Genomic DNA, 19,548 nt, shown 5'->3' on the forward strand with positions numbered 1-19,548 from the left:
CATCCCGTCACATTCGACACGCCTTTTGTCACAGGCGGGGCCGATTTTCAACTATCTTCGCGCCCGGCAACAAGCTGTGTCTTGACCATCGACATTGACAGAATGATGGCTACGTGGGATTTGGCCCGCCATGCGGATGTGGCGGAACTGGTAGACGCCCCGGATTTAGGTTCCGGTGCCGAAAGGCGTGGGGGTTCGAGTCCCTTCATCCGCACCACTCTTGCCGACACGGTTCGACATTCATTGAAGTGGCGAACGTCACCGCATCAGGCGAATCCCCTCTTAATAAAGCGGCTCCTCGAACAGCGTCTTGTCGCCGTCGACCAGTGCCTTGATCTGCGGGGTACCGTCCTTGGCCAGCGCAACGCGTACCCCGAAGGGGCGAACACGCATGTCGGTCTCGATCGCCCGCCCCTGGCCCTCCGGCAAATAGAAGCGCTCGATGCCGTAGTCCGGCGAGAGCGTGGCATCCGGCTCAAAAGAATGGTCCGCAGGAATGTAACCAGGAGGAATTGAGCCCGCGATGTCGGCTTGGTCCACACCAGGAGCGGACGGCGGGGTGCCAAAGAAAACGGAAACTGGACGCCAATAGCCATCGGCATCTTTCTTCAGCCGTACCAATATGCGCTCAACTGGCGCTTTTGTCCGACCGGCCTCCAGATCAGCCACGAGCTTTGCCGGAATGGTGGAGATCTCGTACCCCAACCGGACATAGTCACCCCGCAACAGGTCACGCGGGTCGACGGGCTCGACCTTCAACAGGACCTCAGTGCCGTTGCGCAGGATGGCGGCGCGGCCGGCGATGATCCAGCTCAGGAAGCCGATCTGGACAAGCGCCAGAACGACGGCGGAGATGATGAGCTTCTTTCCGGTCATGATGCTGCCCCTCCCTCCGTTGCATGTCCACGCATGCGCTTTTCAACGCGAATGATGACAAAGGCGAGAAGGCCAAGGATCACCGCCGCAGCAAGGAAGAAGCTGGCCGTGTCCAGCATCGTCCCCATCATGACGAGATAGATCCAGACCAGTTCGTAGGCGAAACCGATGTAAGCGAGCCAGCGCAGGCCACGACTGTCACGCCCGGCCAACACGATGGCGGCAACGATGCCGGCGAGCATCAGCGCCGAGGTGAGGATCAGGCCTCCCCCCTCGTTATATTCGAATTGCAGGATGGCCATCCCGATGAGGAAACCAAGGAAGGCATGCAACGGCAGTCGCCCGCCAAGTTGCAACAGGCTATCCAGCGGCTCGGATGCATAGACCGCCGCCGCAAAGACCGCAGCCGAGCCGATCGCCAGCTGAATCGCCATCGCATCCCACTCGTCTGCCGCGGCAACGAAGCCCGCATAGATAATGAGCGACAGGATGATGAGGTGTCGGGACGGCTGGCTGCGCGTCCAGTAGGAGATCAGGAACAGCGCGAATGCCATCAACACATAGAGATAAGGAATATCGAATCCGCTGCGGAAGTCGAAGCCGTTGAGCAGCATCATGACCATCCAGCCGTCGGCGATGGCCACCGCCATGACGGTGAGCGGATTCGAGCGCAGCGCTGCCGCGGCAAGCGCGGTGCCGGCACACCAGGTGAGGATCGCGCCGGATTCGTCGCCCGAGAAATGATACATCTGGCCAATCAGTGCGATCGCGCCACCGAAGGCAGCCGCCGCAACCACCCATGCGGCCTCCGCAAAGGCGGGATGGTCGCGCAGCTTCAGCCATGCGCCGCCTACATAGCCCGCCGCGATGACGGCAAAGACAGCCACCACGCGCGCGATGCGCGGGATGGTCTCCCAGTTGGCAGCGATGAAGATGAGGATGGCGGCGCCAAGCAGAATGGCCGCCAGCATGGCAAGGACCGTTCCGAAGGAAAGAGAGCGGCGCACATTCGCTTCGATGTCGCGGCGCAGTTTTTCGGCGGTTTCAGCATCGATCAGGCCGTTTTCGACCCAACGCGCGATATCCTGCCCGACCTTGCTCGCATAGCTTGCCAAGAGTCTCACTCCACTATTTTAGTCGGATTACCAGCCGGTCGGAGCAAATCATTGGCAGCGCGTCATTTTCCGATTCTGGCTTCTTTATGACGATGGTGTGAAATGGCTGCCATGTTGCATTGCACAAAACGCATTGCTGCCATGCGACAATCGCACTTTTAAATCGATATGGGTCCACCTATTTTAGCACCGTACAGAAAAGATGAACGAACGAACAAAGACGTAAACGAGCAAATATCATGAACCTGATCCGCAACTACCGCAACTGGCGCCGCTACCGGGACACCGTTTCCGAGCTGAGCCGCCTGAGCAACCGTGAGCTGAGCGATATCGGCATCAGCCGCAGCGACATCCCTTACGTGGCCCGCAAGGCTGCGTAACCAGTCGGGCCGAACCCGGCCCGAACCGAATTGAGAGACACGACAATGAACCTGATCCGCAGCTACCGTAACTGGCGCGCCTACCGCGACACGGTCGAACAGCTCGGTCGCCTGTCGAACCGCCAGCTGGAAGACATCGGCCTGTTCCGTATGGAAATCAAGCAGGCCGCTCGCAAGGCGAGCTAAGCAATTTCGCCAGGGTCTACCTCCTCCCAGACCCTGACGGATACGGTCACCCCTTACCTCCTCCCAAGGGTTGACCACCGAAATGGCGCCCGCCGCACTCCTCCTCCCAGCGGCGGGCGTTATTTCCGAATGAGAGTTTCGTCCTCTCTGATTGGCGAAAGAGATTTTGTCAGAGCCGACCTCCTCCCCGGCGATGACGAATAGGTCGGCTTCCTCCTCCTCCCTGAGGCCGACCACCGAAACGGTGCCCGCCGCACTCCTCCTCCCAGCGGCGGGCATTGTTTCCGAAAGAGAGTTTCGTCCTCTCTGATTGGCGAAAGAGATTTTGTCGAAGCCCACCTCCTCCCGGGCAACGACGAATAGGTCGGCTTCCTCCTCCTCCCTGAGGCCGACCACCGAAACGGTGCCCGCCGCACTCCTCCTCCCAGCGGCGGGCATTGTTTCCGAAAGAGAGTTTCGTCCTCTCTGATTGGCGAAAGAGATTTTGTCGAAGCCCACCTCCTCCCGGGCAACGACGAATAAGGCCGACCTCCTCCTCCTCCCTGAGGTCGGTCACCCAAACGACACCCGCCGGACCTCCTCCCCCGGCGGGTGTTGTGTTATTCGGGCTCCTGCAACAGCTTTGAAAACCGGTCGGCATCGCGAGAATTGCATTCGCACTGCCGAAGGACTATTGCGGGCCGCATGAGCAAAGACCCTATTCACATTGTTGGCGGTGGCCTCGCCGGTTCGGAAGCAGCCTGGCAAGCCGCACAGGCCGGCGTGCCGGTGATCCTGCATGAAATGCGCCCGGTGCGCGGTACCGACGCGCACAAGACACAGGATCTTGCCGAACTGGTCTGTTCGAACTCCTTCCGCTCGGACGATGCAGAAGCCAATGCCGTCGGCCTGTTGCACGCTGAGATGCGACTGGCCGGTTCGCTGATCATGGCCGCGGGCGACGCCAACCAGGTTCCGGCCGGCGGAGCACTTGCCGTCGACCGCGATGGTTTTTCGGCCGCAGTTACTGCCAGGCTCGAGGCACATCCGCTCATCACTATCCAGCGCGAGGAAGTGACTGGCCTGCCGCCGGCGGAATGGGGTCAGGTCATCGTTGCAACGGGACCGCTGACGGCACCTTCACTCGCCGAGGCCATCGCCACCGAAACCGGAGCCGATGCGCTCGCCTTTTTCGATGCCATCGCACCGATCGTGCATTTCGAGACGATCGACATGAACGTGGCCTGGTTCCAGTCCCGCTACGACAAGGTCGGCCCCGGCGGCACCGGCAAGGACTACATCAACTGCCCGATGGACAAGGCACAATACGATGCCTTCGTTCAGGCCCTGATCGAGGGCGGCAAGACCGAATTCAAGCAGTGGGAAGGTACGCCCTATTTCGACGGTTGCCTGCCGATCGAGGTCATGGCCGAACGTGGCGTCGAAACACTGCGACATGGGCCGATGAAGCCGATGGGCTTGACCAACGCGCATAACCCGACGGTCAAGGCCTATGCGGTCGTGCAGCTGCGGCAGGACAATGCACTGGGCACGCTCTACAACATGGTCGGCTTCCAGACAAAGCTGAAGCATGGCGAACAGGTCCGCATCTTCAAGACCATCCCGGGTCTGGAAAATGCCGAGTTCGCTCGTCTCGGCGGCCTGCATCGCAACACCTACATCAACTCGCCAACCCTGCTCGACGGTTCGTTGCAGCTGAAGAGCCGTCCAGGCCTGCGTTTTGCCGGCCAGATCACCGGCTGCGAAGGATATGTCGAAAGTGCCGCTATCGGGCTGTTGGCAGGACGCTTCGCCGCGGCCGAGCGGCTCGACGCGGCGATTTCGCTGCCACCAGCCACCACGGCCTTTGGCGCGCTGCTCAACCACATCACCGGCGGTCACATCACCTCCGACGACGAACCAGGCAAGCGCTCGTTCCAGCCGATGAACGTCAATTTCGGTCTGTTTCCGCCGCTTGAAGCTGGCACGAAACTACGCCCCGATGGTTTCGAGGGCCGTTTCCGCGGCAAGGACAAATCGATCGCCAAGAAGAAAGCGACAACCGCACGGGCACTGGCCGATTGCCGCGCATGGCTCGGTCTGCCGGCGCGCGCCGCCCAGGCAGCAGAATAAGCGGATTTACGTTTAAGCGATGGCGGATTAGCCTGCGACCCTCATATCGGTCGGGGGGCCATCATGTTTTCACGCAGAAGGATGCTGGCCTTCGTTGTTCTGTCGGCCTGCGCCGGCTGTACCACGGCACCGGAAGCGCTGCAGTCGCTCGGTGATCGCAACTACATGCGGTATGCGACCGGCAAGCCTTACATGCAGATCGCATCGCAAAGCCAGATGTCGGTCGAAGGTCTGGCGGGTGCGACCATCTATGGGCCGATGATCGGCGAGTATCGTCTGGCGGACGGCGATACTGTCTACCGGCATATCGACAATGTGGAGTCCACGCGAACGAATGTGGACGCCGGCGTGCTGATGCAGCGCGAAAGCGTGGGCACGCGCTATCGGCTTGCTTATTTTCGTGTCGGGCCCGACGGGGTCGTCAAGGATTGGGCCACGGGCGCCTTGCCGGGCGAACGGCTCGGTTGTACCTGGTACGCGGGTGGCTTCGTCCGGCAATGCAGCAGCGAAACGCAGCGCCTGCAGAGTCTTGCCGTCTATGATTCGCTGGTGAGGACGTCGAACGACAGCCCCCTGCCTTCATGGGGTGCTCCCATCAATGGCGCGCAACAGCTCAAAGCCGGTTGACCAGGGCATAGTTGGACTTGGCCGAGATCAAGTCTGCGGCACGGCTAGCGCGGCACAAATCTCAATATGCCGCCTATTCGGCAGCTTCGATCTTCTGATCGGGCAGCCCCGGCTTGCCCGCTTCAGCTGGATTTCGACGCACATAGGCCGCCTTCAGCGTTTCGGAGGTGTCGCGTGAGCCGTCATGGCTCCAGCCTGGTGGCATGAACAGATACCGAAGCCGCTGGCCAAAGGTCAGGCCTGGAGAAAATGCGTCCCTGAACATGCCGATCCATTCGTGGAACGCTACCTTCACCGGATTGAAGGTGCCGATGTTCTTGACGATGCCATAGCGCGGCCGGTCCTCTTCCAGTTCCTCGACAAAGGTGCCGAACATCCGGTCCCAGATGATCAGTGTACCGGCGTAGTTGGCGTCGAGGTAACGCGGATTGGTGGCGTGATGCACACGGTGATGCGAGGGCGTGTTGAAGACAAACTCCACCCAGTTCCACATCTTGCCGATGGTCTCGGTGTGGATCCAGAACTGGTAGACGAGGTTGAAGCCATACACAAAGGCGATTACGGCCGGATGGAAGCCTAGCAGCACCAATGGCACCTGCAGCACGAACATGCCGGTGAACAGCCCTGTCCAGCTCTGTCTGAGCGCGGTCGAGAGATTGTAGTGCTGGCTCGAGTGATGGTTGACGTGCTCGGCCCACACCCAACGGCAGCGATGGGCGATACGATGATAGACGTAGTAGCGGAGATCATCGATCAGGAAAGCGGCAATACAGGTCCAGACCGAGACACCAAGGTCGAAGAAACGGAACTGCCAGACCCACATCAGCGCGGAGAAGGAAACGATACCCAGGAGAATTCCCGCCGCGACATTGCCGGTGCCCATCATCAGGCTGGTCAGCGTGTCGCGTGTTTCGAACTCTCCCTTGGCCCGGCCGGTGCGCACCAGCCAGACTTCCAGAAGTATGGCGACGACGAAGAATGGAATCGCGAGTTTGGTGACATCCGGAAACTGATAGGTCTGCATCAGACGGCCTCCTGCCTAGCCTGGTGATTTTTCGGATCCAACGCCGAGAAAACCGCAGAAGCGGTTGCGGCATCCGCAAAGGCAAAGCGTCCTTCCCGCCATGTGAAATCCTTGAAGCGCAGCGTCAGGATCCTGCCATCGCCGATTCTGGCGAGTTCGATCTCCGACGGCGCCACGAGACGAGTCAAAAACCGGTCGCCGATGGCGTGGACGATACCGGTGCGCCCATCGCCGAGGTCGATGAAAGCCGTATCGCCATTTTCAGTGAGCTGCACCGCTCCCGGCGTAAGATCAGGGAAATCCACGGCAAAGCGGTCCAGAGCCTGTCCGGCATCAACCAGCCGCGTGACCCGGCTGCCGCCGGTGAAATGCACGGCTGCGACGGCCATCGAAATACCGACGACGACCATCACCACGAGAACTGGCAGACTGATCAAAGGCGCTCCTCCGGGCGAACGCCTCCTCGCGCCCAACCCCCGCGCGAAAACTAGCACGGTTGACGTTTACGTCAAAGAAAATCGACGTAGCCGCGAACCCCAGGAGCAGCAGACTATTGGATGCGCGGTCAGGCCCAACCGCGCCCGGCCCGGCGAAACAGCAGCCAATGCCGCTTCAAAGCCGACAACTGCACAGTTCCGGAAACTGATGCAACCGCATCGCGGCTGTTCATCGAAGTCAGGTACGCTTTGGTCAGCGTCAGCGGGAGAAAGGCTGGGCGCAGTGTAGCCGGCAGCTTTGCCGCGCCACGTTCGAAAGCGGCCATATGCTCCTGCGCCAAGGCGATCATCGCGGTGACGACTCGGCCAGCCGCCGGACCGCCGTTGCCTGCCAGGAACTCCTGCGGCGACGAACCGACCGCGGACAGGATATCCGAGGGCACATAACATTGCCCCCTCGCCCGGTGCTGAGGCAGCAAAAGCAGCAGACCCGTGATCGCCTGCGCGCAGCCCGCATGGCCTGCAAGTTCGGCAAAACTCGGCGCTTCGGCACGGTCGAGGACCAGGGCGACCAGTTGGATCAGGGCCGACGCCGTCTCACCGCAATAGCCCTCGAGATCGGTGCGCGACGGCATCGGGTCGTCATAGAGATCGAAAATCCGAGCCTCGAGATAGTTGTCGAAGGCTTGCCTTGGCAGGTCGTACTGCCGGATCGCCGCCGTCAGCGCCTCGGCAAGCGGATGGCCAGCGCCGGAATCCGGCGCGTTCGACGCGATGACGTCCCGCCACCACTGCAGACGCACTTCGCCCGGCAACGCTTCACGAATGCGGTCACGCACACCGGCGATTTCGGCGTTGAAAGCATAGAGCGCCAGCAGCGCATCACGCCTGTCGCCGGGAGCATAGAGCGCGGACAGGTAGCGGTCATGATCAGCCGCTCGCACCGTGTCCATGACGGTCGCGCCGGGCACGGTCAATCAACCGCGATGAAAGCGGCGGCGACGGCGCGGTCTTCAGCAAGCAGCACGTTGTAGGTCCGCACGGCAGCACCGGTCGACATCGGATCGGCGGAAATCCCGGCCTGCCTGAATGCCGCCTTCAGGGCGGCGGGCAAGGGCCGCAGGTCCGGCCCCATGCCGACCAGAAGGATCTCAATGCTGGCGGCTTCAGCCAGAACCTTGTCGAAATCCGCAGCGGTCAAGGCAGCCGGATTGGCTGGCTGCCAACCGTGGACGCCCGATGGCAGGCACAGCAGCGAACCGCGATGCGACATGTCAGCGAAGCGGAAGCCGCCATTGCCGTAGGCCTCGATCGCCGCGCGGCCGGGGAAGTGGGCCTCGCGGATGATTATGCCTTTGCCGCCGAACAGGCTCTTGGCCACGTTCTTGCCTATCAGGTCGTGAGTGCCTTGCCGTTCGCTGGCTTCTCTTCGGCTGCATCAGGGGCCTGGCGCAGCTTGAAGAGGATGAGCAACGGCGCGGCGATGAAGATCGACGAATAGGTGCCGAACACCACACCGAACAGCATTGCCAGCGTGAACGAGCGGATCACTTCGCCGCCGAACAATACCAGCGCCAGCAGGGCCAGAATCGTCGTCACCGCGGTCAACGTCGTTCTGGACAGCGTCTCGTTGATCGCCGTGTTCAGAATCGTCGGCATCGGCGTCTTCTTGTATTTGCGCAGATCCTCGCGGACACGGTCATAGACCACGATGGTATCGTTCAGCGAATAGCCGATGATCGTCAGAATCGCGGCGATCGATGACTGGTTGAACTCTATGCCGGTTATACAGAAGAAGCCGATCGTCATGACAATATCGTGCACGGTCGCCACGATGGCGCCGACAGCGAACTGCCATTCGAAACGGAACCAGACGTAGATCAGGATGCCAACCAGCGCGACCAGCATGCCGATCGTGCCTTGCGTGGCGAGTTCGCTCGATACCGTCGGACCGACAACTTCGACGCGGCGGAATTCATATTTGTCCTGCAGTTCCGCGCGCACCTTGTCGATGACGCTCTGCTCGGCATTGTCGCCTTCCTCCTGCGCCGCCACGCGGATCAGGACATCGGTCGGACTGCCGAATTGCTGCACCTGCACATCGCCGATGTTGAGTTCCGACAGCTTGCCACGGATATCTGCGATGTCCGCCGGTCCGCTCTTCGACTGCACCTCGATCGTCGAGCCGCCCTTGAAGTCGACGCCATAATTGATGTCGACGGTCATGAACAAGACGACCGACATGATCGACAGCAGCGTCGACAACGCGAAGGTCCATCGGCGCAAGCCCATGAATGGGAACTTTGTGCCGGGCTTCACGAAGGTCACGGGAGCCCGCGGGAGTTCCTTCGGCTTTGCGCGGCGCAGCCAGATCGAAACCAGCAGGCGCGTAAAGGTGAAGGCAGTAAAGACCGTAGTCAGGATGCCGATGGCGAAGGTAACGGCAAAGCCCTTGACCGGACCGGAACCGAGCCAGAACAGCACGATAGTGGCGATGAAGGAGGTGACGTTGGAATCGACGATGGTCGCCAGCGCTTTGGCAAAACCGGTATCGATCGCCTGGATGACCGAGCGCCCCTGTCGTCGTTCCTCGCGGATACGCTCGTAGATCAGCACGTTGGAGTCGACCGCCATGCCGATGGTCAGCACGATACCGGCAATACCCGGCATTGTCAGCGTGGCGCCAAGCAGCGACAGCAACCCGACGATCATGGCAACGTGCACGGCCAGTGCAATGTTGGCCAGGAAGCCGAGGAAACCGTAGGCGACGAACATGAAGCCGACGACCAGGATCGAGCCGATGATGCCGGCGATCTTGCCGGCCTGGATCGAGTCCTGTCCGAGGCCTGGACCGACGGTGCGTTCTTCGACGACGGTCAGCGTTGCAGGCAAAGCGCCGGCACGCAACAGGACCGCAAGGTCATTGGCGCTCTGGGCCGTGAAATTGCCAGATATCTGGCCAGTGCCCCCGAGGATCGGCTCGCGAATCTGCGGCGCAGAAATCACCTGGTTGTCGAGGATGATGGCGAAGAGCTTGCCGACATTCTGCTGGGTCGCCTGGCCAAAACGCGTGGCGCCCTTGGAATCGAAGCGGAACGAGACGACCGGTTCGTTGGTCTGCGAGTTGAATGTCGCCTGAGCATCCGTCAGGTTCTCGCCCGAAACGATGACACGGTTCTCGATCAGATATGGAACCGGCGGATCATCCTTCGAATAGAGCACACTGGAGCCCGCGGGCGGACGGCCATTGATGGCCTCCTGCACCGGCATCGTCTGATCGACCATCTGGAAGGTCAGCTTGGCGGTCTGGCCAAGAATTTCCTTCAACCGTTGCGGGTCCTGCAGACCAGGCACCTGCACGACGATACGATCATCACCCTGGCGCTGAACGATCGGTTCCGTGGTGCCGAGTTCGTTGACGCGCCGGTCAACGACCTCGATCGACTGGGTCAACGCGGTTGAGGACCGATATTTGACGCCAGCATCCGTCATGGTGAAGCGTAGCAGACCGGGCTCCGGCTCATCCTCGGTCCACTCGGTGATCGTGCCACCGCTGAACAATCCGGACGTTATCGGTGCCACCAGCCCCTTCAGCGCCTCTTTGGCGGCGTCGACCTGGGCTACGTCACGGATACGGACCTGAACCACACGGCCTGAACCGGACAGACCGGTGTAACCGATCTTGGCGTCACGCAGCAGGGTGCGGATTTCGTCCCGGCTGGCTTCGAGCCGATCCTTGATCAGATCGTTCTGATCGATCTGGAGAAGGATGTGAGAACCGCCCTGCAGATCGAGCCCCAAGGTCATCTGCTTCTTCGGGACCCAACTCGGCAATTTGGCCAAGGTGTCGGCCGGGATGAGGTTGGGCGCGGCAAGGACGAACGTGACGGCAACAGCCAGCCAGATCAGGATTGCCTTCCAGCGCGAAAAATAGAGCATGTTCTACGATCCAGTGCGTCGATCCGGCGTGCCGGGCACGCCGCTGCGCTTAGTTCTTGGCGTTCTGGTTGGCGACCGGCTCGCCCTTGACCCGCACGTCGGCGATGGTGCTGCGCAGTGCGGTGACCTTCAGGCCGTTGCCGAGATCAACCTCGAGTTCATTGTCGTCGACCACCTTGGTGACCTTGCCGACAAACCCGCCGCCGGTAACGACCGTGTCGCCGCGGCGGATGGCGGCCAGCATCTCACCGCGCTTCTTCATCTGGGTGCGCTGCGGACGGATGATGAGAAAATACATGATCACGAAAATGAGGACAAACGGCAAAATGCTGATGAAGACATCAGGTGTGGCGCCAACGCCCTGGGCGTATGCCGGTGTCACGAACATCGAAAACTCCTGAGACGTAGAGGAAAGCCGTTATCCGGCCCACGAAATTTGCGCGGAATATAGTCAGTAAAGCCACTATTGCAACCATTCCCCGCCCTGCTCACACCGCTGTTATGCCACCGTGTCGCTTTGGTCGCACCAATGCTTGCAAAAAGCCAAAGCCCATGAGAGAACCGTACGTTACGGTACGCATGTGAAATGTGTACGTCATCATGATGCCGAGGACGTCCCTTGCCCCAGGAAAACATCGAAGCGCTGTCTGAAAAACTTGACCGGCTGATCGAAGCCGTTGCCCGGCTGGCGCCGCCAGCGCCGCCGAAGACCGACCTTGCCGCGGCCGACTGCTTCGTCTGGCAGGCGGATCCCGGCTATCTCGAGCCAGTCGCCAGGGTGAACCGGGTCGACATTGCCCTTATCCGCAGCGTCGACCGGGTGCGCGATATCCTATTCGATAATACGGAACGCTTTGCCCTGGGCTATGCAGCCAACAACGTGTTGCTGTGGGGCGCACGCGGCATGGGCAAATCCTCGCTCGTCAAAGCCGTCCATGCTGCGATCAACGCATCCGGCAAACTGGACGGCGCGCTCAAGCTGATCGAAATCCATCGCGAGGACATCGACACCCTGCCAAAGCTGATGACGATGCTCAAGGCAGCCCCCTACCGGTTCATCCTGTTCTGCGACGACCTCTCTTTCGATCATGACGACACCTCCTACAAGTCTCTCAAGGCTGCGCTCGAAGGCGGCGTCGAGGGCCGTCCTCACAACGTCATCTTCTACGCAACCTCGAACCGCCGACACCTGTTGCCGCGCGACATGATCGACAACGAGCGCTCGACAGCGATCAATCCGTCGGAAGCCGTCGAAGAAAAAGTGTCATTGTCGGATCGATTCGGGCTGTGGCTTGGCTTCCACAAATGCTCGCAGGACGATTATCTCGACATGGTTGACGGTTATGTCCGCCACTTCGGACTGGACATGGACGCTGACATACTGCGCGCGGAAGCCCTGGAATGGGCAACCACGCGTGGCAGCCGCTCCGGCCGTGTCGCATGGCAGTTCACACAGGATCTGGCCGGCCGCCTCGGCAAACAACTCTAACTCACCGGTTCGCCAGCCATAACCGAAAAAGCCCGCTCCCTGGGGAGCGGGCCAGCACCGGGCCGGACTGGAGGTCGACGACCCGTAATCTTCTTGTTCTTCTATTCGAGCCCGACCTACTCGAGGAACGTCTGCGGATCGACCGGCGACGAATTCTTGCGCACCTCAAAATGCAGCTTCGGCGCGTCGGTGGTACCGCTCATGCCGGAACGGGCGATCTCCTGGCCACGCTTGACCTTCTGGCCACGCTGCACCTCCAGCGAAGAGGCATGACCGTAGACCGTGACCAGCCCATCTTCGTGACGTACAAGCACCGTGTTGCCGAATTCCTTCAACCCGTCGCCGGCGTAGATGACGACGCCGTTCTCAGCAGCCTTGATAGGCGTGCCTTCCGGAACTGCTATGTCGATACCGCCTGCTCCCGACTTGTAGCCGGAGATGACACGACCGCGCACCGGCCAGCGCATCTTGCCAATGCCAGTGGAGTCCGGCGCTTCCGCAGCTTCGCTTTCGGCCTGCTGAATGACCTTCTGGTCCTTCTTCGGCGGCGTGTATGTGGCAAGCGTCGCGCTCGGCTTCTCCGGCGCAGGGATCGACGCAGTCTTGACCGGGTCGACCGGTGCGACGGGCTTTGCTGCCGCCACGGCCGCAGCAGGCGCGGTGCCAGCTGCCGGAACCTTCAGCGTCTGGCCAATGCGCAGCAGGCCATCCTGCATACCGTTGGCCTGCTTCAGCGCGGTGGTCGAAACCCCGGTCTTGCGGGCGATCGAAGACAACGTGTCGCCCTGCTGGACGGTGTAGCCACCGGCGCCCGCCTTCGGCTGCGCTGCAGCGACCTGAGCTTCCTTGGCTGGCTTTGCCTTCGGATCGCTGGCAGCGGCGGATGCATCGACCAGAGCAGCAGCCTTGCCCTCCTTAACCTTCGGCTGCTGCGGCAACACGGCCACTTTCTCGGCAGGCGCATTGCCCGGCAGCGGCACTTTGTTGGCAGGCGCGTTGGTACCGCGCGACGACTTCGCATCGGCAACATTCGGATCGTTGTCGGGTGCGGAAACCGGAGCCTTGTTGGTGTAGACATAAGTCGGGATGACGAGTTTCTGCCCGCTCTTCAGGCCATCGGCGGAGGCCAGGCCATTGGTCTTCATGATGACGTCGGCCGGCACGCCGTAACGGCGCGAGAGGTTGTAGACCGTCTCGCCTTCGCGTGCAGTGATCTGAGTGCCGCCAGCGCGCGACCAGCCCTTCACTTCCTCGGCGGAGGCCTGCGCATTGGCAATGGTCGAATTGATCGGCGCCTGCAGCTGATTGATGCCGCCGGTCACGGTCTGATCGACCTTCGACACCTTGGCCTGCCCTTGTGCGATGACGGGCTCGGCTGCGGCGCGCGCCTTGTTGACCGCGGGAGCAGTGGCCTGCGCGACTGTCGGCAGCGGTTGCGACGAAACCGGCTGCAGGCTCGAGCGGGCAACCGAAGAGCGCGAGTAATTGGCGTTGGAAGCCTGATACTGCGGATCACCTGGATAAGGCTGGGCAGCCGCCTGCTTGGAGATGATCGAACGCTGATTGTCGGTCGAAGCTGTCGCCATCGTATCGACGCCACCGAAGCGGGCAACCTGGGAACTGCATCCAGAAACCGCGCCGATGACCAGCAACATGGCGCAGCCACGCGTCAGATTGCGCTTGTTTGCCTTCAAGGATTTGAGCCGCATCGCAATAACCCGCACTTACCCGGTACTCACTGACCCGGATTAAAGCGCGTTAATGTTACTGGTCGGTTAAGCCGTTAGAATCCGTCGAAATTTTTCTTAAAATGTTTGTCCGGATCGGGGCAGCGCGTGGCGCTGATCAGATAAAGGCTGCAACGCCCGGCAGGATCGACTGGAAGCGCACCGTGCCGATGTCCTCTCGCTCGAAGCGGCTGCCAACCTTGAGCAGCTTGGCCAGCACCTGCTCCCCCTCCTCCGGTCCGATCGGCGCGATCACGGTACCACCGCTGGAGAGTTGGTCGAGCAGAAAACGCGGTAGCGAATCGAAGGCTGCCCAGACAATGATCCGGTCGAATGGTCCTTCATTGACGAGACCGTTGGAGCCGTCCGCGTGGCGCGCGAACACGTTGGCGATGCCCAGCGCCTCGAAGCGCTGCTTGGCGAGCTCGATAAGAGACTTGTAGCGGTCGACAGTGACCACCCGCGCGGCCAACCGCGACATGACCGCCGCGGTGAAACCTGAGCCCGTGCCGATCTCCAGCACACGATTGCCGGGCTCGATGTTGAGCGCGGTGATGACGGCAGCCTGAAGGTCGGCCCCTTCCATCGCCTCACCACATTCGATCGGCAGCATGCGGTCAGTCCAGGCGATGGAATGGAACTGGCCCGAGATGAATGCATGCCGCGGCGTCGCTTCGAAGGCGGCGATCAGCGGTTTCGGAACAGAACCCTTGCCACGCAGGCGAAGCAGAAAGGCGGCAAACCCTTCGCGTTCGTCGGAACCGATCATGCAAGCGCCTTCGTCAGTTGGTCTCGAATTTCATAAGCGGTCAGGTCGAGGTGAAGCGGCGTCACCGATACCAGTCTGTTGCGCATGGCGTGCAGATCGGTGCCAGTCTTGCCTTCCGCAGGCTCGCGCCCGAAGCGCAGCCAGTAGTATGGCAGGCCGCGGCCATCGCGACGCTCATCCACCCATAGCGAGTGCACCAGCTTGCCTTGCGACGTCACCACGGTGCCTTCGACCTCGGCTGGCGTGCAATTCGGAAAATTGACGTTGAGCAGCACGCCCTCCGGCAAGGGCGTGGCAATCAGCTTCTTCAACAATGCCGGGGCCAGCGCCTCGGTCGTCTCATAGGGAACGACGCGGTCCTCGCCGACATATGAATAGGCCTGGCTGATGGCGATGGAACGCACGCCAAGCAGCGTGCCCTCCATGGCTCCGGCAACGGTGCCGGAATAGGTGACATCGTCGGCAATGTTGGCGCCGGAATTGACGCCCGACAGAATAAGATCCGGCAGTTCGGGCAGAATCTTGCGCGCGCCCATGATGACGCAGTCGGTCGGCGTACCGCGCACGGCATAATGCCTCTCGCCGATCTTGCGCAGGCGCAGCGGTTCGGAAATCGATAGCGAATGCGCATAGCCGGACTGGTCGGTCTCTGGAGCCACCACCCACACGTCGTCGGAAAGCGTGCGGGCGATGCGTTCGAGCGACGCAAGTCCCTCGGCATGGATGCCGTCGTCATTGGTCAGAAGAATGCGCATTAGTTCGATTCGATTCTTTCCAAGCCGCCCATGTAGGGCTTGAGGACTTCAGGAATGGTTACGCTGCCGTCCTCGTTCTGGTAATTTTCGATGACGGCAATCAGTGCGCGTCCAACGGCGACGCCCGATCCGTTCAGCGTGTGGACGAACAGGTTACCCTTGCCCTCACGATCCTTGTAGCGGGCGTTCATGCGCCGGGCCTGGAAATCGCCACAGACCGAACAGGACGAGATTTCGCGATAGGCGTTCTGCCCGGGCAGCCAGACCTCGATATCGTAGGTCTTGCGCGCCCCAAAACCCATGTCACCGGTGCACAGCGCCACGGTGCGGAACGGCAATTCAAGCCGCTTGAGCACTTCTTCTGCGCACTGCGTCATGCGCAGATGTTCTGCGATCGACGTTTCCTGATCGGTGATCGAAACCAGTTCGACCTTGTAGAACTGGTGCTGGCGCAGCATGCCGCGCGTGTCGCGACCGGCGGAACCAGCCTCCGAACGGAAGCAGGGCGTCAGTGCGGTGAGGCGCAACGGCAATCTGTCATGCGCAACGATCTCCTCGCGCACCAGGTTGGTCAGCGGCACCTCTGCCGTCGGGATAAGGCCAAGCCTGCTCTCGCCATGCGGGGTGAAGAACAGATCCTCTTCAAATTTCGGTAGCTGGTTGGTGCCGAAAAGCACTTCGTCGCGTACCAGAAGCGGCGGCTGCACCTCCGTGTAGCCATGCTCGGTCGTGTGCAGGTCGAGCATGAACTGGCCGAGCGCACGATCGAGCCTCGCCAACTGGCCTCGCAAAATGGTGAAGCGCGAACCCGACAGCTTGGCGGCGCGCTCGAAATCCATCAGGCCCAGCGCCTCGCCAACCTCGAAATGCTCCTTGACCCAGTTCGGTCGCGTCGCAACCTTGCCGATCTTGTGCACCTCGACATTGTCGTGCTCGTCCCTGCCGACAGGCACGTCGTCGAGCGGCACGTTCGGAATGACGGCGAGGATACTTTCGAGTGCCTCGTCGAGCCGGCGTTCCTCGGCTTCACCACCCTGTATGAAGCTTTTGATCTCGGCGACTTCAGCCTTCAGCTTTTCAGCCAGCTCGGCATCCTTCGTGCTGAGCGCTCTGCCGATCTCTTTGGACGCCGTATTGCGACGCTCCTGTGCCTCCTGCAGCCGGCCGAGATGGGCACGACGGGCTTCGTCCGTAGCGATGATGTCGTCGACAGTGGACTGGGCGTCAGCCTGCGACCACGAGCGCTTCACCAGCGCTTCGACAAGGGCCTGCGGGTTTTCGCGAATCCATCTGATATCGAGCATGTCCATCCATCCTGAAGAGGGAGCCGTGGGGTAACTCTCCTCGGCGCAGGATGCAAGGGCGGGACGACCGGGTGCCAGTCTCAGCGCCTGTAGATGCCGATCTCGTCCAGCGGATGGGTGGCAGGAGTTTTGTCGCCGGAAGCCGCCCCGTTGCAGTCACGGTCGACAATTCCATGCACATAGATATCCAGGGCGTTGTTGAGCTTTTCGTTCCCCTTGCCATCCGGATCTGCGATCGCATTGATCAGATCCTCCAAGGAGATTCCGATCTCATCCAATCCAAGCTTCTTTTCGATCTCCTTGATGACAAGGTAGGCGTTCGGGCTCCGCTGCAATGAGGCAAAGGCCTGCTGCAAGGCAGCGCCGTACTCCCGCGTTGAAGCGTAGTCGGATTGTTTGACGCCGAGTTCCTGACCGGCGCGCTCGATGAGCGACACCTTCAGCGCGGTCACATCAAGGCTGTTCACGCTGAACATGGCTTCGACGGCTTTGGCACGAACCTGCATTGGCAGTTCGCTGCTGCGTGTATCCTTCCGGGGTGGATCGTTGTGAAGCGCCTCGAGAATCTTATCTCCGACAGCCACAGCTTTCTGCGAACGCGGCACAATGGGGGCGATCTGCAGGAAAAGCGACGAAAACCTGGTTGAGTGCAATAGTCGAAAGCATGGCGATCTCGCTGATGCAGCCGCTCGTCATGAAGCAGAACACCGGAAATCAGGCACAGGACATCATGTCTCGTGCGACAGCATCATTCGGTCCGTCGCAGGATGAGGGAATTTTGCTAACGAAACCTCACCAATTGCCGCAATCCGGAAAACGCGGCAATTGGCAGGTCTGATCAGGATTGCGGCGCGGAATCCGTCGATGTCTCGGAAGACTGAGCCTCGGCAGAAGCGGTTGCCTCTTCTTTCTCGCGCGCAAGTTTTTCGCGTTTCTGGCTCTTCTCGATCATGCGCGAGGTGATGATCGCGACCTCGTAGAGGATGATGGTGGGCAGTGCCAGACCGATCTGGCTGAGCGGATCGGGCGGCGTGAGCACCGCAGCAACCACAAAAGCGATGACGATTGCCCAGCGGCGCTTATCGACCAATGCTTGTGAGGACAAAAGCCCGACGCGCGTCATCAGGCTGGTCACCACCGGCAACTGGAAGACCAGGCCGAAGGAGAAGATCAGCGTCATGATGAGGCTGAGATATTCCGAAACCTTGGGCAACAGCGAAATCTGCACCTCGCTGTCGGTGCCCGCCTGCTGCATGGCGAGGAAGAACCACATCACCATGGGTGTAAAAAAGAAATAAACCAACGCCGCGCCCATCAGGAACAGGATCGGCGAAGCGATGAGGAACGGCAGAAAGGCTGCACGTTCGTTCTTATAGAGACCAGGCGCTATGAATTTGTAGATCTGCGTCGCGATCAGCGGGAACGCGATGACCATGCCGCCAAACATGGCGAGCTTGACCTGCGTGAAAAAGAACTCCTGCGGCGCGGTATAGATCAACTCGACCTTGTGCGGATCGAGGCCGGCCCACTGCGTCGCCCATTTGAATGGCACGACGAGCAGGTTGAACAGCTTCTTGGCGAAGAAGAAGCAGACGCGGAAGGCGACAAAGAAGCCTGCAATCGACCAGATGAGCCGGCGACGCAACTCGATCAGATGCTCGATGAGCGGAGCCGACGACTTGTCGATCTCATCCTGTTCCGAAACACTCACTTGGCGGTCCTCGCCGTCTTCTTTGCAGGTGCTTTTGCAGCGGATAGCGCTTTCGCGGGTTTCACAGGCGCCTTGGCTGCAGGAGCTTTCGCAACAGGTTTGGTTCCAACCTTCGGATCGGCAGCCTTTGTCGCGACCGGCTTGGCCGCACCAGCAACGGCCGCCTTTGCCGGTTTGGCGGCGGACTTGCGTTTTGCAGGCGTTGCAGAAGCCACGGCAGCGGCAGCAGGCTCCGTCACCGGAACGACAGGTGCCGCCGGCATGGTCTCCGGGCCATTCACCCCCGGCAGAACAGTGGCGCCATTCTTCAGAGGCTCCGCCGCCTGCGGCTCAGCGGCTGCCGGTGCCGCCGGATCTTCCGCCGGTTTCGGTTTCATCATGTTGTCGACACCGGAGCGCACGTCGGCAGCGGCTTGCTCGAACGGATTGAGCTGCTTGCGGATTTGCGCGGCCGGATTGAGGCTGCGCAGCTCGTCGACCGATTTCTTGACGTCGTCGAGTTCGGCTTCCTTCAGCGCTTCGTTGAACTGCTTCTGGAAATCACCCGCCATGGCACGCAACTTGGCCACTGTGCGGCCGAAGGTGCGCAACATATTCGGCAAATCCTTCGGGCCGACGACCACGATCATGACGATCGCGATCACCAACATCTCGGTCCAGCCGACTTCGAACATCACTATCGGTTCCGACTAGAGCAATTCCAGCAAAAGTGCACAGCGGTTTTGCGTCCGGAATTGCATACAAACAAAGGACCTGAGCGTTTCCGCGCTTCCGTGAAGAAACGGAACCGCTCCAGTGCCTGACGGCGTCTCCGGAAAATTCTGGCTCAGCTCTTGCCAGCCTTTTCCTTCATGTTCGAGACGGTCTCGTCGGCGCGGTGCTCGACGGTACGGGAATCATCGGCTTCATCGTCGGCCATGCCCTTCTTGAAGCTCTTGATGCCCTTGGCCATGTCGCCCATCAGCTCCGGAATCTTGCCCCGGCCAACACCAGGAGCACGATGACCAGCACGATCAGCCAGTGCCAAATCGAAAAGGAACCCATTGTTTTTCTCTCTTGAACTGTTTCCCTGCCGCTGATCTATGCGTTTTCGCATC

21 protein-coding genes, 1 tRNA gene and 1 pseudogene are annotated in these 19,548 nt (G+C 60.7%); 7 read left to right on the forward strand and 16 right to left on the reverse strand.

The annotated features are described in order from the left end of the window. The first annotated feature begins 132 nt into the window (after window positions 1-132). A tRNA-Leu gene (locus ACFJIU_RS12805) sits at window positions 133-217 on the forward strand. A 65-nt stretch (window positions 218-282) separates the two neighbouring features. On the opposite strand, the gene ACFJIU_RS12810 is transcribed toward ACFJIU_RS12805, so the two are convergent. After that, on the reverse strand, window positions 283-879 hold the full coding sequence (locus tag ACFJIU_RS12810; RefSeq protein ID WP_379073078.1) for a GDYXXLXY domain-containing protein: 597 nt from the start codon (window positions 877-879) through the stop codon (window positions 283-285). Then, on the reverse strand, window positions 873-1,991 hold the full coding sequence (locus ACFJIU_RS12815; RefSeq protein ID WP_379071964.1) for a DUF2157 domain-containing protein: 1,119 nt from the start codon (window positions 1,989-1,991) through the stop codon (window positions 873-875). The genes ACFJIU_RS12810 and ACFJIU_RS12815 overlap by 7 nt, the downstream gene beginning before the upstream one ends. Before the next feature lie 239 nt (window positions 1,992-2,230). Here ACFJIU_RS12815 and ACFJIU_RS12820 point away from each other — a divergent pair, with 239 nt between their 5' ends. The 4 genes from ACFJIU_RS12820 (at window position 2,231) to ACFJIU_RS12835 (ending at window position 5,296) form a co-directional block, all read left to right on the forward strand. Then, window positions 2,231-2,371: a DUF1127 domain-containing protein gene (locus tag ACFJIU_RS12820; RefSeq protein ID WP_129415560.1), complete on the forward strand. Its 141-nt coding sequence runs from the start codon at window positions 2,231-2,233 to the stop codon at window positions 2,369-2,371. Window positions 2,372-2,416: 45 nt separating this feature from the next. Further along, a complete protein-coding gene (locus tag ACFJIU_RS12825; protein WP_129415561.1) occupies window positions 2,417-2,557 on the forward strand; it encodes a DUF1127 domain-containing protein in 141 nt (46 codons plus the stop codon). A 684-nt stretch (window positions 2,558-3,241) separates the two neighbouring features. Then, window positions 3,242-4,669 (forward strand): methylenetetrahydrofolate--tRNA-(uracil(54)-C(5))-methyltransferase (FADH(2)-oxidizing) TrmFO, encoded by a 1,428-nt coding sequence (trmFO, locus tag ACFJIU_RS12830; protein WP_379071967.1) that lies wholly within the window; start codon window positions 3,242-3,244, stop codon window positions 4,667-4,669. Between the two features lie 63 nt (window positions 4,670-4,732). Beyond that, the gene (locus tag ACFJIU_RS12835; RefSeq protein ID WP_379071969.1) at window positions 4,733-5,296 is read left to right on the forward strand and encodes a hypothetical protein; all 564 of its coding nucleotides are present in this window, start codon (window positions 4,733-4,735) and stop codon (window positions 5,294-5,296) included. A gap of 73 nt (window positions 5,297-5,369) precedes the next feature. On the opposite strand, the gene ACFJIU_RS12840 is transcribed toward ACFJIU_RS12835, so the two are convergent. The 6 genes from ACFJIU_RS12840 to yajC all read right to left on the reverse strand — a co-directional run bounded on the left by ACFJIU_RS12840 (window position 5,370) and on the right by yajC (window position 11,084). Further along, window positions 5,370-6,320 (reverse strand): sterol desaturase family protein, encoded by a 951-nt coding sequence (locus ACFJIU_RS12840; RefSeq protein ID WP_379071972.1) that lies wholly within the window; start codon window positions 6,318-6,320, stop codon window positions 5,370-5,372. Further along, window positions 6,320-6,757 carry a hypothetical protein gene (locus ACFJIU_RS12845; protein WP_379071975.1) on the reverse strand — a complete coding sequence of 146 codons (438 nt, stop codon included), beginning with the start codon at window positions 6,755-6,757 and terminating at the stop codon, window positions 6,320-6,322. The genes ACFJIU_RS12840 and ACFJIU_RS12845 overlap by 1 nt, the downstream gene beginning before the upstream one ends. Window positions 6,758-6,885: 128 nt before the next feature. After that, complete coding sequence (locus ACFJIU_RS12850) at window positions 6,886-7,710, reverse strand: phytoene/squalene synthase family protein (protein WP_379071976.1); 825 nt, start codon at window positions 7,708-7,710, stop codon at window positions 6,886-6,888. Window positions 7,711-7,730: 20 nt separating this feature from the next. After that, entirely contained in the window at window positions 7,731-8,126 is a 396-nt protein-coding gene (locus ACFJIU_RS12855) for an Mth938-like domain-containing protein (RefSeq protein ID WP_379073080.1), read from the reverse strand. A 23-nt stretch (window positions 8,127-8,149) separates the two neighbouring features. Beyond that, window positions 8,150-10,696: a protein translocase subunit SecDF gene (gene secDF / locus ACFJIU_RS12860; RefSeq protein ID WP_379071979.1), complete on the reverse strand. Its 2,547-nt coding sequence runs from the start codon at window positions 10,694-10,696 to the stop codon at window positions 8,150-8,152. A 49-nt stretch (window positions 10,697-10,745) separates the two neighbouring features. Then, window positions 10,746-11,084 (reverse strand): preprotein translocase subunit YajC, encoded by a 339-nt coding sequence (yajC, locus tag ACFJIU_RS12865; protein ID WP_379071981.1) that lies wholly within the window; start codon window positions 11,082-11,084, stop codon window positions 10,746-10,748. 231 nt (window positions 11,085-11,315) lie between these two features. On the opposite strand from yajC, the gene ACFJIU_RS12870 reads away from it, so the two are divergent. Beyond that, entirely contained in the window at window positions 11,316-12,185 is an 870-nt protein-coding gene (locus tag ACFJIU_RS12870; RefSeq protein ID WP_379071984.1) for an ATP-binding protein, read from the forward strand. Window positions 12,186-12,301: 116 nt separating this feature from the next. On the opposite strand, the gene ACFJIU_RS12875 is transcribed toward ACFJIU_RS12870, so the two are convergent. From ACFJIU_RS12875 to ACFJIU_RS12895, 5 genes are all read right to left on the reverse strand, one after another. Further along, the gene (locus ACFJIU_RS12875; protein WP_379071987.1) at window positions 12,302-13,894 is read right to left on the reverse strand and encodes a peptidoglycan DD-metalloendopeptidase family protein; all 1,593 of its coding nucleotides are present in this window, start codon (window positions 13,892-13,894) and stop codon (window positions 12,302-12,304) included. A 136-nt stretch (window positions 13,895-14,030) separates the two neighbouring features. Next, window positions 14,031-14,681 carry a protein-L-isoaspartate(D-aspartate) O-methyltransferase gene (locus tag ACFJIU_RS12880; RefSeq protein ID WP_379071990.1) on the reverse strand — a complete coding sequence of 217 codons (651 nt, stop codon included), beginning with the start codon at window positions 14,679-14,681 and terminating at the stop codon, window positions 14,031-14,033. Further along, window positions 14,678-15,436: a 5'/3'-nucleotidase SurE gene (surE, locus tag ACFJIU_RS12885; RefSeq protein WP_379071992.1), complete on the reverse strand. Its 759-nt coding sequence runs from the start codon at window positions 15,434-15,436 to the stop codon at window positions 14,678-14,680. The genes ACFJIU_RS12880 and surE overlap by 4 nt, the downstream gene beginning before the upstream one ends. After that, entirely contained in the window at window positions 15,436-16,740 is a 1,305-nt protein-coding gene (gene serS, locus ACFJIU_RS12890) for a serine--tRNA ligase (protein WP_379071995.1), read from the reverse strand. The genes surE and serS overlap by 1 nt, the downstream gene beginning before the upstream one ends. Before the next feature lie 80 nt (window positions 16,741-16,820). Continuing rightward, the gene (locus tag ACFJIU_RS12895; protein WP_379071998.1) at window positions 16,821-17,345 is read right to left on the reverse strand and encodes a hypothetical protein; all 525 of its coding nucleotides are present in this window, start codon (window positions 17,343-17,345) and stop codon (window positions 16,821-16,823) included. A gap of 59 nt (window positions 17,346-17,404) precedes the next feature. Between ACFJIU_RS12895 and ACFJIU_RS12900 the strand changes: the two genes are divergently transcribed. Next, entirely contained in the window at window positions 17,405-17,578 is a 174-nt protein-coding gene (locus ACFJIU_RS12900) for a hypothetical protein (RefSeq protein ID WP_379072001.1), read from the forward strand. Here the strand turns inward: ACFJIU_RS12900 and tatC are convergent, their stop codons facing one another. The 3 genes and pseudogenes from tatC to ACFJIU_RS12915 all read right to left on the reverse strand — a co-directional run bounded on the left by tatC (window position 17,579) and on the right by ACFJIU_RS12915 (window position 19,495). After that, window positions 17,579-18,451, reverse strand: coding sequence for a twin-arginine translocase subunit TatC (tatC, locus tag ACFJIU_RS12905; RefSeq protein WP_379072004.1), 873 nt, complete (start codon window positions 18,449-18,451; stop codon window positions 17,579-17,581). Then, window positions 18,448-19,125 (reverse strand): Sec-independent protein translocase protein TatB, encoded by a 678-nt coding sequence (tatB, locus tag ACFJIU_RS12910; protein WP_379073082.1) that lies wholly within the window; start codon window positions 19,123-19,125, stop codon window positions 18,448-18,450. Before tatB ends, tatC begins: the two co-directional genes overlap by 4 nt. Window positions 19,126-19,277: 152 nt before the next feature. Next, window positions 19,278-19,495: pseudogene (locus tag ACFJIU_RS12915) on the reverse strand (twin-arginine translocase TatA/TatE family subunit). Between the last annotated feature and the right edge of the window lie 53 nt (window positions 19,496-19,548).

This window comes from Mesorhizobium sp. UC74_2, assembly GCF_042701485.1.
GTDB lineage: Bacteria > Pseudomonadota > Alphaproteobacteria > Rhizobiales > Rhizobiaceae > Mesorhizobium.